Source organism: Gottfriedia sp. ABJ_BB2_2 (assembly GCF_055484705.1).
Genome location: NZ_JBVFKR010000009.1, coordinates 17,441 through 31,425 on the forward strand (window position 1 = coordinate 17,441; position 13,985 = coordinate 31,425).

Annotated in this window: 14 protein-coding genes; all 14 read left to right on the top strand. The window is 34.5% G+C overall.

The features are described 5' to 3' along the window. Positions 1–507 precede the first annotated feature (507 nt). The 14 genes from ACX6U0_RS16910 (at position 508) to ACX6U0_RS16975 (ending at position 13,888) form a co-directional block, all read left to right on the top strand. Positions 508–1,170 carry a M50 family metallopeptidase gene (locus tag ACX6U0_RS16910; RefSeq protein ID WP_464961048.1) on the top strand — a complete coding sequence of 221 codons (663 nt, stop codon included), beginning with the start codon at positions 508–510 and terminating at the stop codon, positions 1,168–1,170. A 58-nt stretch (positions 1,171–1,228) separates the two neighbouring features. Continuing rightward, the gene (locus ACX6U0_RS16915; RefSeq protein ID WP_464961049.1) at positions 1,229–1,903 is read left to right on the top strand and encodes a response regulator transcription factor; all 675 of its coding nucleotides are present in this window, start codon (positions 1,229–1,231) and stop codon (positions 1,901–1,903) included. Continuing rightward, entirely contained in the window at positions 1,893–3,311 is a 1,419-nt protein-coding gene (locus ACX6U0_RS16920) for a sensor histidine kinase (protein WP_464961050.1), read from the top strand. The genes ACX6U0_RS16915 and ACX6U0_RS16920 overlap by 11 nt, the downstream gene beginning before the upstream one ends. Positions 3,312–3,507: 196 nt before the next feature. Continuing rightward, positions 3,508–4,743: a S1C family serine protease gene (locus ACX6U0_RS16925; RefSeq protein WP_464961051.1), complete on the top strand. Its 1,236-nt coding sequence runs from the start codon at positions 3,508–3,510 to the stop codon at positions 4,741–4,743. 37 nt (positions 4,744–4,780) lie between these two features. After that, positions 4,781–5,644 carry a peptidylprolyl isomerase gene (locus tag ACX6U0_RS16930; protein ID WP_464961052.1) on the top strand — a complete coding sequence of 288 codons (864 nt, stop codon included), beginning with the start codon at positions 4,781–4,783 and terminating at the stop codon, positions 5,642–5,644. A 143-nt stretch (positions 5,645–5,787) separates the two neighbouring features. Continuing rightward, positions 5,788–6,198, top strand: a complete 411-nt coding sequence (locus ACX6U0_RS16935) for a hypothetical protein (protein ID WP_464961053.1) — start codon at positions 5,788–5,790, stop codon at positions 6,196–6,198. A gap of 222 nt (positions 6,199–6,420) precedes the next feature. Continuing rightward, a complete protein-coding gene (locus ACX6U0_RS16940; RefSeq protein ID WP_464961054.1) occupies positions 6,421–7,899 on the top strand; it encodes a flavin monoamine oxidase family protein in 1,479 nt (492 codons plus the stop codon). A 171-nt stretch (positions 7,900–8,070) separates the two neighbouring features. Then, positions 8,071–8,226 (top strand): spore coat associated protein CotJA, encoded by a 156-nt coding sequence (locus ACX6U0_RS16945; RefSeq protein ID WP_464961154.1) that lies wholly within the window; start codon positions 8,071–8,073, stop codon positions 8,224–8,226. Positions 8,227–8,231: 5 nt separating this feature from the next. Beyond that, positions 8,232–8,495 (top strand): spore coat protein CotJB, encoded by a 264-nt coding sequence (locus ACX6U0_RS16950; protein WP_464961055.1) that lies wholly within the window; start codon positions 8,232–8,234, stop codon positions 8,493–8,495. A 15-nt stretch (positions 8,496–8,510) separates the two neighbouring features. Further along, a complete protein-coding gene (locus ACX6U0_RS16955) occupies positions 8,511–9,080 on the top strand; it encodes a manganese catalase family protein (RefSeq protein ID WP_088000701.1) in 570 nt (189 codons plus the stop codon). A gap of 411 nt (positions 9,081–9,491) precedes the next feature. Then, positions 9,492–10,736: an ABC transporter substrate-binding protein gene (locus ACX6U0_RS16960; RefSeq protein ID WP_464961056.1), complete on the top strand. Its 1,245-nt coding sequence runs from the start codon at positions 9,492–9,494 to the stop codon at positions 10,734–10,736. Positions 10,737–10,795: 59 nt separating this feature from the next. Continuing rightward, a complete protein-coding gene (locus tag ACX6U0_RS16965; RefSeq protein WP_464961057.1) occupies positions 10,796–11,746 on the top strand; it encodes a carbohydrate ABC transporter permease in 951 nt (316 codons plus the stop codon). Positions 11,747–11,835: 89 nt separating this feature from the next. Next, positions 11,836–12,594, top strand: coding sequence for a carbohydrate ABC transporter permease (locus tag ACX6U0_RS16970; RefSeq protein ID WP_464961155.1), 759 nt, complete (start codon positions 11,836–11,838; stop codon positions 12,592–12,594). A gap of 28 nt (positions 12,595–12,622) precedes the next feature. After that, positions 12,623–13,888, top strand: coding sequence for a Gfo/Idh/MocA family protein (locus ACX6U0_RS16975; protein WP_464961058.1), 1,266 nt, complete (start codon positions 12,623–12,625; stop codon positions 13,886–13,888). The last annotated feature ends 97 nt before the right edge of the window (positions 13,889–13,985 follow it).

The following is a 13,985-nucleotide window of genomic DNA, read 5'->3' on the forward strand; positions in this document are numbered from 1 at the left end:
CCATTTATGCATTAATTTATTCAAGCTCTATTTATAAAAGTATGCTTCTTCCTGGGTTTAAAAAATAATGACAGAAGTTGATTACAACGGAAGGTGCGAGACTCCTGTGGGAGATGCGGGAAGGCTGAGACCCCGCAGGACACCGAGGAGGCTCAGCTCTCGCCCCACGGAAAGGGAGCATCCTGGAGTTGTAATCAACTAACGCATTCTAATTTAAGAATAGTGTGATATGAATTCGGGATACTCTGTCCTTGAGGAATGCAATATTGTTTCAAAGTACTTTCATTTTAGGGGTCTCATCTGCCCCGCTACCACCAAAGGAGTCGAATACTTTCTTCCATCAACTATGGATTGTTCGGTTGTTTTCTTTACATCAACCTGACAATAAATCATTCCACTTTAAACAATTACAGAGCTTATAATAGAAAGGAAGCATCGTATAACAGTAAACGGTTGCTTCCTTTTCAATCGTATAACCATCTAGTTAATTGAACAAGGAGAATCATAATGGAGACTACAATATTAGTTTATATATATTTGTTTATTGCTATATTAATAAGAATGATTCCTTTTATTAATGTAAATATCTCTTTAATTAATACATTGCTACATGAAGTGTTTCATGTTATTTGTGCAGCGATTTTTAGTGGGAAAGTTAGACATAAAATTAGATTAGAAAGAGATGGTTCAGGATTAGCAATCACGAATGTAACCACAAAAGTGGTACCAAAAACATTAATCTATATTTCTGGTTATGTCGGATCATCAGTTTCAGCACTTATATTATTTTATTTTCTTAGTATGGGTATGTTTAAAATGGTTGTTTATTTTATATTTTCCATCTTATGTATTTCATTAATATTGTGGATTCGTAATGTATATGGCATTTGTTGGACGATTTCCCTCATTTCCTTATTATCTATTGTTATCTACTTACAAAACAAAGCACTTTTTATGCATACGAGTTTGTTCCTCTCTGCTGTTGTCTTTATTCAATCGATATTCAGTGCATTTACAGTATTTAAACTTAGTATGATAGAACGTAAAAATGCAGGGGATGCGACGAGCTTAGCTAATGAGACATATATTCCTGCTGCGATTTGGGGGCTTTTATTTTTTGCTCAAGCACTGTGTATTGGGTATTTCATTCTAAGCAAATTTTTAATGTAATTGTCATTTCAATAACTAGTCTATTAATCCGAAATAGGTAAATGAGGAGGGAAAACCTTTGAATATATTATTAGCTGAAGATGATTTAAAACTAGGTGAACTTATTAGTTATATGTTAAAGAAAAAAGCTGGATATAAAGTGGAATGGGTTACTGATGGAGACGATGCATTTTATTATGCTAGAAATACTCATTATGAAGTGTTAATTTTAGATTGGATGATGCCAAATTTAACTGGAATAGAGGTTTGCAGTAAATTACGTAAAGAAGGATATGCCGGAGCTATTCTGATGCTTACTGCAAAAGATGCTGTAGATGATCGAATTGAGGGTTTAGACTCAGGAGCAGACGATTATTTAGTGAAGCCTTTTGAAATAAATGAATTATTAGCTCGCTTGAGAGCACTTTCAAGACGCAATTATGCTCCTATTTTAGAAGATGAAATCAACCTAAATGAGATGACGTTGAATAGGACGAGTCAAATTCTTAAAAGTGAGGATGTTGAAATTCAATTAAGTCCGCGTGAGTTTCAGTTGTTAGATCTATTAATTCAAAATAAAGGTCAAGTATTGCCGCGAGAAATTATTTTGGAACGCATTTGGGGATATGATTCAGATGTTTCCATGAAGACAATTGATGCAACAGTTAAATTACTTCGGAAGAAATTAGATAATCTCGGAAAACAAGAGGTGCTTCAAAGCATTAGAGGGGTAGGGTATAAATTTGAAAATTAAACTTCTTTCCTTTTTACCCGGTTTTCGAAATAACGGAGAGAAGGACGTCTTTAAACGAACGCAAGGTCAGTTAACCATTGTTTATAGTGGACTTGTTATATTGTTTTTAGTACTTTTCATATTTGTTGTTTTTGCACTCATTTATACGGTCATTCGTAAAGATCAAGAACGAACAGTTGCATCTTTGGCTTCACAGGAAGCAAAAATTATTGAAAACTATATGATTCAAAATAATGAACTATTGGAAAATCAAAATCAAGAAGTAGTGTTAGCTGGAGTAGATCAGTTTTTTTATTATGTAGTCAATCCTAATGGAGCATTGATGATGGGGCAAGAGGATATTCCACAACTCAGGTCTGAGTTATTGAGCCTTGTAAAAGGATGGTCCCCTGAGCAAAATGATACTCGTCAAGTTCGATTAAAAGTAGAAAAGTTTAGGTGGAACATTGGTCACGATGGTTTTAAACAGCAGCATGAGTTAAAAGTTCCGCCGATTCAAGATGATATTCGACTGATGATTGCGGGTGAACCTTTGTTTTATAAGGGGCAATTTATTGGTACTATTTACGTTGGTAAGGATATTTCAGTTGCATATGAATTATTCAAGTGGGTTGGAATTATATTAGGTGGATTAACAGTCATTTTTTCTGGTATCGCATTTTTTATGAGTAGAATCATGTCCAAAAAAGCGATGGTGCCAATAGCCAATTCATTTCATAAACAAAGAGAGTTTGTTGCAGATGCATCTCACGAGTTGAGAACACCACTAAGTGTCATGCTTTCTTCAATTGATGCGATGGAAATGACAATTGAAACTGAAGAAGATGATTTTTCTCGTAAAGTTCTTTCTAATATGAAAGATGAAGTAAAACGGATGACAAACCTCGTTAGTGACTTACTAACATTGGCTCGCTCAGATTCTAATCGGGTTGAGTTGAAAATTGAAAGGTTTGATTTTCGACCATATGCCGAAAAAGCGATTGTTTCGTTAGAGCCATTAGCTACTTCAAAACAAATTAATCTTAGTTTAAAAGCACCAGAGATTGTGATTGCTCAGGGCGATTCAGAGAAATTATCACAGCTGTTATATATATTGATAGACAATGGAATTAAATATACGCCAAATGGTGGAGAGGTTCAATTAATTCTTTCACAACAAGAGAGTTCATTAACGATTCAAGTGAAGGATTCGGGAATTGGGATTAAACCCGAGGATTATAAACGAATATTTGATCGTTTTTATAGAGTTGATAAATCAAGAGCAAGACAGAGTGGTAGCCATGGTCTTGGTTTAGCAATTGCCAAATGGATAGTTGATATTCATAATGGAACAATTGAAGTAAATAGTGAAATCGGATATGGAAGTATTTTTACAATTCGTGTACCACTTTCAAAATCATATCAGTAAAAAAGCGTAAGTCGATAAAAAACGGCTTATGCTTTTTTTATTGCAAAAAATGTTTGTAGTCTCCCTTTTCATCAAATTTTCACCATTCAGTCTTAGAATGAACAATATAGAACAACTAAGACAAGTTTAATTGATTATGATGAAAGATTTATATGTGTATTGAAATTTGAATGAATTAGAAAGGGAGAAGAAAAGTATGAACTTTATAGAAAAGGAAATAAAAGAGAAACCAGTTAAAAGGAAGAAAAGAGTCTTTCCAACATTTTTAGCAACCTTATCTGGAGCGGTTTTAGGATCAATTATTACGGTTTATTCAACTAATTATATAGATTTAAATGAACTAATTAATCTACCATTGGTTGAAAGTGCAACAGTAAAAAACGTGGAAAAAACAACATCTTCTGAAAATATAGTGCCAATTGAGAAAACCTCAAATAATAGCGCTAGTCAGATGTTAGATTCAATCGAAAAGGTTTCTGAAGCTGTGGTAGGTGTTGTAAATATCAAACAACAGACGAATGGCTACTACCAAAACACGCAATCAGAAAGCAATAGTCAGGATAGTGGAACCGGCTCGGGTGTAATTTTTAAGAAAAATGGAGATAGCGCGTATATTGTAACAAATAACCATGTTATTGAAGGGGCAGATCGTGTAGAGGTCTCATTAGCAAATGGAAATCGAGTGGAGGCAAAGATTGTCGGCACTGATCCACTTTCAGATTTAGCTGTGTTAAAGATTGATAGTAAAAATGTAACGGTTGTAGCTAGCTTTGGTGATTCATCAGCTTTAAGAGTTGGGGAGCAAGTTGCTGCAATTGGTAATCCATTAGGGTTAGATTTTTCTGGTAGTGTAACGCAAGGGATTATTAGTAGTAAAGAAAGAACAATTGCCGTTTCAACTTCTGAAGGTGATTGGGATTTAAATGTAATTCAAACAGATGCTGCAATCAATCCTGGGAATAGTGGCGGAGCATTAATTAATAGTTCAGGACAGGTAGTAGGAATTAATAGCCTGAAAATCTCTGAAGAAGGTGTAGAAGGATTAGGTTTTGCGATTCCAACTGAGGATGTAAAACCAATTATTGAAGATTTACTAGAGGATGGGAAAGTAAGTAGGCCATATCTAGGTGTTGGGCTACAAAGTATAAATGAATTAGATGCATATACTCGACAAAATCAATTAAATCTTTCAGATGAAGTGACTGAGGGAGTGGTCGTATATTCAGTTGATCCTTCCTCAGCTGCAGCTTCATCTGGTCTAAAGGTGAAAGACGTAATCGTTTCATTTGATGGGACAAAAGTAGGCAATGTAGGTGATTTTAGGAAATATTTATATACACAAGCAACAGTAGGAAAAGAAAGTAAAATCGATGTTTACCGAAATGGTGAAAAAATAACTTTAACAATTAAAATTAGTGAACAAAATACTTAATTTACATTGAAAAATGAATAGGAAAAGGGTTAATAAGATGAAAAAAAGATTAATAACGTTTGCGGGATGCCTTGCATTATCGATTGGACTAAGTGGATGTTCTTCATTTAATAATGAGGTAGTAGTAAAAACTGATTCTGGTAATATCACAAAAGAAGAATTGTACGAGGTATTAAAAACTTCAAATGGAGCAACTATACTTGATGGATTAATCCAAGAAAAATTGCTTAGTAACAAATATAAAGTTACTGATGAAGAATTAAATAAGGAATTAGATAAATATCAATCTCAATTTTCAACAACAGAAGAGTTTGAGAATACCTTAACTAGCAATGGTTATAAAGACTTAACTGCATTCAAAAAGGAGCTTACGTTAAACCTTTTACAGAAAAAAGCAGTAACTGATGGAATCAAGACAAGCGAGAAAATATTAAAGGCTTATTATAATGAAAATAAAACAAACTATGATTATGTTACAGCATCGCATATTTTAGTAAGTACGAAAGAGGAAGCAAACAATATTAAGAAGCAATTAGATGCAGGAGAAGACTTTGCTAAGTTAGCGAATGAAAATTCTACTGACACAACGACGGCAAAAAAAGGCGGTTCATTAGGTGAATTTGCTCGTGGAGAAATGGTGTCAGAGTTTGAGGAAGTAGCATTTAAACAAAAAGCTGGCACAATTAGCGCTCCAGTACAAACAGATTATGGATACCATATTATAAAAGTTACCAAGCATGTACAAAAGGATTATGAGGATGTGAAAGAAAAAGTAAAGGAAGACTATTTAAATGCTAATGCAAAATCAATTGACGATGTAATCAATAAACTGAAAAAAAGTGAAAATGTAGTGATCAAAGATCAAGAACTGAAACAAGAACTGTCTACTGAAGAGTCATAATATCATGAGTAACACTCAAAAAACACCTTTTAGGGAAGCATCCTCAGAAGGTGTTTTTCGTTTCTAAATATCAGTTTCATTCTTACAATTAAAGGTACTTTCAAGAGCTAGAAAGAAATAAATATAACAGAAGGAGGGATAAAATGATTTTTTATAAATCTTTGAAATATATAGGGTTTTTAGTCTTATTGTACGGAATTTCAATAGGGTGTTTATCAATTAATAATCATATACAGAAGATTGCAGCTGAGACTTATGACTACTCAGAATATATATTTATTTTATCTTTCTTATACGTTCCGATTGGTTTATGTCTTGGATTGCCACAATTATTAGCCGAATGGAAGAAAAAGGGGAGTTGGAAAATAAATGTGACGAAGCTTATAGTGTTAGGAATTCCAGCTTTATATCTTTCTGGATATATGTATATACACTATCACATTCCCTTTTTACAATTATGGCAATATATAGCGGTGGAGCTACTACAAGCAAAATCAACAGTACTTTCGAATATAATATTAGGTTATATTTTTATGACAAGTTTTCATAAGTAACACGTTCTAGTGAGGAAAGGCAGTACCTATTAATGGTATTGCTTTTTTTATTGCTTCAAAACTCCTCTTTTTATATACATTGTAATAATTTTTTATTATTCAACTCTCTTTTGTTAGAAAAAGTAAAAATTTTTAATGAATATTATAAAAAAACCTTCTACTGAAATATTTTAGTGAATAAGATTCTTTTGAACTAAATTATGTTTTTTTAGGAGAGAAGACATGAATCGTACATCTGAGAAGGTTATGTCAAAGGAAGAGATGCTATCTTGCATTCATCACGGTTTAGAAAAAACAACCAATCCTAAAAGAATTATTATTGTAGGAGCAGGTATTGCGGGGTTAGTGTCTGCTTCGTTACTAAAAGAAGCTGGTCATGATGTTGTTGTTTTGGAAGCAAATGGGCGAGCTGGAGGTCGAATTTATACGAAAAGAAACCCATTTATTAATGACCAATATCTTGAGCTAGGTGCAATGAGAATCCCATCTACCCATCAACTTGTTATGGCGTATATAAAAAAATTTGGTCTAGAAATGAATGAATTTATAAATGGGAAATCAGATGATGTTATATTTGCGAATGGCATTAAAACGATCCAAAAAAAGTATGAAAAAAATCCAGATATGCTAGGTTATCATGTGTCTGAAAATGAAAAAGGTATAAATGTAGATTCTTTAATTGAAAGATCAATTAAACCAGTAATCGATTATATTAATCAAAATCCTGAAGAAAATTGGGATAAAGTAATTGAGGAGTTAGATCGTTATTCGATGGACTCTTTTTTACGTTATAACCCCGTAGGCGAGCCTCTTTCTCCAGGTGCGGTAGAAAAGGTTAAAGTACTTGTAGGATTGGAAGGATTTCCTGAGCTAGCTTTTACAGCAATATTAAGAGAGTTTATTGTTTTGTTAACGAAAGATCTTAAGTTTTATGAAATTACTGGTGGAAATGATAAGTTAGCTCACAAATTTCATGAAAAATTGAAAGAACATATATTTTTTGGTCAAAAAATGAATAAAATCGTGCAAGAAAATCACCAAGTTACGATTCATTCAGATCATTATACTACCCATAAACCTTTTGAAACCTCAGGTGATTATGCGATTATTACAATTCCATTCTCATTACTAAACTTTATTGAAGTTTACCCACGTGATTCATTTTCATATAACAAATGGAAAGCAATTCGAGAGCTACATTATGTGGCCTCAACAAAGATTGGTTTGCAATTTAAGACAAGGTTTTGGGAGAAGGAAGGAATCCTTGGAGGGAAGCTTACAACAGATTTACCAATTCGATTCGCTTATTATCCTAGTAATCATAATGGTATTAATGGTTCCGGCATCATATTAGCTAGCTACACTTGGGAAGATGATGCATTAATTTGGGATAGTATGTCAGAACAAGATCGTATTTTGAATGCGTTGAGAGATTTGGCGACAATTCATGGGGACCAAGTATATACAGAATATATTACTGGATACACACATAGTTGGGCATTGTACCCATACGCTGGTGGTGCTTTTTCAATGTTTAAACCGGAACAAAATAAAGAGCTCTCACCTCATATTTACACGCCAGAGGGAAGAGTTCACTTTGCCGGAGAGCACACCTCAACAGCACCTGCTTGGATTGAAGGTGCTGTTGAATCAGGCATTCGAGCCGCCTATGAAGTAAATAATAGATCATTTCATGAATAGCTCTATTTCTTTCTCATTAATTCTTTGATTTATGAATATAGTGAAATAGTTGATGTTTTTACTTTCAAAGGAGTGATCACTTTGAACGATAATCAAAAAGAAAATAATCTCCAGTTTACCCATGTTAAAGCATATAGTGTCTTTCATGGACCAAATGATCCTTGTCCACCAATTGGACAGAAATTCTATTCAACTCCACCACATCTTTATTTAGGATTTCAACCACCAAATTTAGAACAATTTCCTTATAAGGAAGCATTACAAAAAGGTACACTCTGGAAAGTTTTCTATGATTTTTATGACAATCCTTATAAAGCAAGGGGGTAAAAAAGATGACAAGTTCATTACCGCCGGAATACTATCAAGAATTAGAAGAATTACAAGCAGTTGATTTTGTCTTAGTCGAATTGACTTTATACTTAGATACTCACCCTGATGATGTAAATGCAATTAACCAATTTAATCAGTACGCACAGTATAAGAAACAAATTGAAGCTAATTTTGAAGCTAAATATGGTCCACTTTTTCAATTTGGTAATAGTTTATCTGGTGAGAATTGGGGCTGGGGTAAAGGCCCTTGGCCATGGCAAGTTTAGAAGGGGGAGAATCAGATGTGGATCTATGAAAAGAAGTTACAATATCCAGTTAAAGTAAGTACATGTAACCCAATGTTAGCTAAATTTCTAGTTGAACAATATGGTGGAGCAGATGGAGAGCTTGCTGCTGCTTTAAGATATTTAAACCAACGATACACAATACCTGACAAAGTAATCGGACTATTAACAGATATTGGTACGGAAGAATTTGCACATTTGGAAATGATTGCTACGATGATTTATAAATTAACAAAGGATGCTACTCCTGACCAAATGAAAGCAGCAGGGCTAGATGCACACTATGCATCGCATGATAGCGCTTTGTTCTACCACAATTCTGACGGTGTTCCATTTACAGCGGCTTATATTCAAGCAAAAGGTGATCCAATTGCAGATTTATATGAGGATATTGCAGCTGAAGAAAAAGCACGCGCTACATATCAATGGATTATTGATATGTCAGATGATCCAGATTTAAATGATTCTTTAAGATTTTTAAGAGAGCGTGAAATCATTCATTCACAAAGGTTCAGAGAAGCAGTAGAAATCGTAAAAGACGATCGCCAGCAGCGAAAGATATTTTAAATAGTTATGAAAAACCTCTAGTGTTTATTGTACATTAGAGGTTTTTTCAGAAGAGAATGAATTAAAAACTACAGGAATAGTAAGGTGTTTGTCTTTATAGAAAAGAGCGACCACCAAACTACAACAAATGTAAGTCTTTGGGAATTATGATGAAATGTGTCGATTTAATTTTCAGAAAAAAATGATGAAAAGGTATTTTGGATTTGAAAAAGAGGTGTTATACTATCTACAACTGGTAATGACGTCATTACTATGTTGCTACTAGGAGGTGCTGATCCGCATATTGAAACTGAAGTTACTGTAAGACATTTTTGTAAGCCTTTACACAACAACTGGTAATAACATCATGATGAGGTGGTTTTTATTAGGTTGGTAATCTATTAAACTTTCATAAGAAGGAAGGGAAAAAAGATGAAAAAATGGCTTATCATGATTTTAACATTGGCGTTGGGATTACTAGGGTTAGCAGGTTGTAGTTCTAGTGATGAAACATCAAGTGATGGAAAAGTTGAGATTACTTATGGATTTTGGGATAAGAAGCAAGTCCCTGCAATTGAAGAAATTATAAAATTATTTAATGAAAAAAATCCTGATATTAAAGTGAAGACCGAGCTGACTCCATATGCACAATATTTCCAAAAGCTTGAAACAGCTGCAACTGGTGGGGCACTTCCTGATGTGTTATGGATGAATGGTCCACATGTAGTTCAATATGCAAAAGGTAAAGTCATTCTTCCACTAAGCGATATGGCTAAAAAAGATGATTATAGCTTTGATAATTATCCGAAGTCGTTAATTGATCTTTACACAGTTGATGATGAAGTATATGGAATTCCAAAAGATTTTGATACGACTGGTTTATGGTATAACAAAAAGATTTTTGATGAAGCAGGTGTACCGTATCCTGATGATACTTGGGACTGGAACAAGTTGAAGGAAGTAGCTACTAAGCTAACAAATAAAGATAAGGGTATTTGGGGATATGCTGCTTTAATGGGTAATCAAGGTGGATATTATGATTTCATTTGGCAAAATGGTGGTCATATTATCTCTGAGGATGGTAAGTCTGTTGGATTTGATCAACCTGAAGCGATTGAGGCATTAAAATTTAATATTAGCTTTATTGAAGATGGGCTTTCTCCAACACAAGCTCAAATGACAGAAACAGCGGCTTCTGAACTATTCTCTTCAGGCAAAATCGCTATGATGTTTGATGGTCCTTGGATGGTTCCAGAGTATAAGAAAAATCCTGATTTAAATGTAGCGGTTGTTCCAAAAGGAAAGCAACGTGCTGTTGCGATTCATGGATTATCTAATGTTATTGCTGCAAATACGAAGCATAAAGATGCTGCTTGGAAGTTTGTGCAGTTTTTAGGATCTAAGGATGCAGCGGAAGTATATGCAAAAACAGGAACTGTTATTCCTGCTTACAATGGTACCCAGGATGCATGGTTACAATCAGTCCCAAATTTGAATCTTAAAGCATTTATCGATGGTGTTGATTATTCTGTACCATTACCAAGTGTGGAAAATACAGGGGAAATTTGGCAGTACGAAACTGATGTTCTGAAAAAAGCCTGGAGCGAGGAAGAAAGTGTAGAGGATGCTGTAAAAGAGTTAACGAAAAAAGCAAATGAGGCACTATCTAAGAACTAGAAAAAATGAAGAGGAGAAGTAGTTTCTTCTCTTTATTTTCCTTAAAAGGAGGGAGTATAGTGAAGGAAATTCCTCTACCAGTTGAAGTAAATGCGAAAAAAAGAAAATTGAAGGTACCAAACATAAGCAAAACAAGAAAGCGTTCTGATTTCTTTTGGGCTTATCTGATGATTGCTCCTACTATGCTTGGCTTATTGGTTTTTTATTTGTGGCCAATACTTCAAACGATTTACTTTAGTTTTACAGAGTGGGGAGCATTTGGGCAGTACGAGTGGACGGGATTAGACAACTACAAACGAATGGTAGATGATGCTAACCTTTTACAGTCTTTCAAGAATACTGGCATTTATATTTTATTTACAGTTCCAATTGGAATTTTCCTTTCTATTCTAGTAGCAGTTCTCTTAAACCAGAAAATAAAGGGGAAATCGGTATATCGAACTTTATATTTTTTACCAGTTATAACAATGCCCGCTGCGATCGCTATGGTGTGGAGATGGCTATATAATTCAGATTATGGCCTCTTGAATTATCTTTTATCTCTTATTGGAATAAAGGGTCCTCAATGGGTAAGTGATCCGAAAATTGCATTGTATTCAGTTATAGTAGTAGCGATTTGGAGTGGAATTGGCTATAACGTAGTCATTTTCTTATCAGGATTGCAGGGAATACCGAAGACGTACTACGAAGCGGCGGAAATTGATGGAGCAGGTCCAATCAAGGTGTTCTTTAAAATAACGCTACCATTACTTTCTCCAGTCATTTTCTTCGTTACGATTATGTCCTTTATTGGGGCGTTTCAAGTGTTTGATTTAATTTTTATGATGATTGGTAAAGGCAGTACAGCATTGGAGAAAACACAATCTATTGTATATTTATTTTATCAGCATGCGTTCGTTTTAAACGATAAAGGTTATGCAGCCGCAATCGCTGTTCTATTACTGATTATTATCCTCATTATTACTGCGATTCAAATGGTTTTACAGAAAAAATGGGTTCATTATGATTAAAGGAGGAATAACCATTGGAAAAAACGAGACAGCTTATTACAAGTAAAACACTACTAATCCATATCATCCTAATAGTCGGCGCCGTTGCGATGGTCCTACCTTTTATTTGGATGTTCCTAACTTCATTAAAGACTTATGCGGAGTCAATCCATGTTCCACCAGTAATCATTCCAAAGGATTTTCAATGGGAAAACTATAAAGAAGTTTTTACATTGCTTCCTTTTTTCAAATTTATGCTTAACACATTACTCGTTACTGTTCTTCGGACAGCTGGACAACTATTTTTATGTTCACTAGCTGCCTATGCGTTTGCGAGGATAGAATTTCCAGGTAGAAATGTTCTGTTTTTAGTAGCATTATCTGTTTTAATGGTACCAGGGCAAGTTTTTTTACTACCGCAATATATGATTATGGTGAAATTAGGATGGCTAAATACTTTGCAAGCCGTGGTAGTTCCTGGTTTATTTAGTGCATTTGGTACATTCTTATTACGTCAGTTTTTTATGGGGCTTCCAAAAGAGTTAGAAGAAGCGGCTAGATTAGATGGGTGTAACCATTTTCAAATTTACTGGCGAGTTATGCTACCTCTAGCAAAACCAGGTTTAGTGGCTTTAGGAATTTTTACAACTCTTTGGAGCTGGAATGAGTTAATGTGGCCAATGATTGTTAATAGTTCACCAGAATCTATGACACTATCAGTAGGTTTGTCTTCGTTGCAAGGCCAATATTTAACAAACTATCCAGTTTTAATGGCAGGATCTTTTTTAGCGATCGTACCAATGCTTATTTTATTTATGATTTTGCAAAAGCAATTTATTGAAGGAATTGCCATAACAGGCGGAAAATAATAGATTTCATAAAGCTAGGAGGAAACTGATGATGAAAGCAGCTTTAATCGGAGCGGGAAGCAGGGGTTTTTATGCATATGGATCGTATGCTCTTCAATATCCACATGAAATTCAATTCATTGCGGTAGCTGAACCAAATAAAGAAAAGCGAGAGAAATTTGCTCAAACGCATAATATTCCAGAGAATATGAGATTTGAAGATTGGACGGAGCTATTAGAAAAAGAACAGCTTTGTGAAGCACTTTTAATTTGTAGTCCGGACCGAGATCATTTTAAACCTGTTATGAAAGCAATAGAAAAAGGGTATAGTATTTTGCTAGAGAAACCAATGTCACCAATTCCTCATGAGACATTAAAAATTGCCGAAGCAGCTCGCAAACATAATACGTTATTAACGGTTTGTCATGTGATGCGATATGCTCCTTTTTATCAAGCATTAAAAGATGTCATTGACCAAAAAGCAATTGGAGAAATCGTATCCATTCAGTGGAATGAGAATGTTGGATATTTTCATCAAGCACATAGCTTTGTTCGTGGAAACTGGCGCAATTCAGGGGAATCAAGCCCGATGATCCTTCAAAAAAGCTGTCATGATATGGATATGTTGGCATGGTTGATTGGCAAGGAATGTCAAAGTGTTTCTTCGTATGGAAGCTTATCTTATTTTAAAAAGGAAAATGCTCCAGAAGGCTCAACATATCGTTGCTTGGATGGATGTAAGGTGGAAAAAGAATGTCCATATTCAGCTGCTAAATGGTATTTACACGATCGTGATGTTTGGCCAGCTAATGTCATTTCGGCAGATTCAAGTATAGAAAGTAGACTTAAGGCGATTCAAGAAGGTCCATATGGTCGATGTGTGTATCATTGTGATAACGATGTAGTGGACCATCAAGTAGTGAATTTATTGTTTGATAATGATGTGACAGTTGCCTTTACCATGACTGCTTTTACAAAGGAGACCTTTAGAAACTTTAAAATCATGGGTACAAAGGGTGAAATTAATGGGAATGACGCAAAAAATGAACTCGAAATCAACTACTTTTCAGGAAAAAAAGAAATCATTCACCCTGAAACAGTAGATGGGGGTCATATGGGGGCAGATACAAGTATAATGGCGGACTTCATTCAAAGTGTAAAACAGAAAAGTAATAGTAGTTTAACATCCGCTTTTGTTTCTGCACAAAGTCACATGATTGCCTATGCAGCAGAGGAATCAAGAGTTACTGGAGCAACCGTGTCATTAAAGAAATATGTGGAAAGCTTGAAAGAGATGAAAGAGGAAGTTTTATAAAAAAATCTACTGCGACAAAATGTGGTAACTTTTTCAATATTATGTATAATATACTTATTAATAACTGGTTATGACAAAGATACCACCTAAAGGAGCA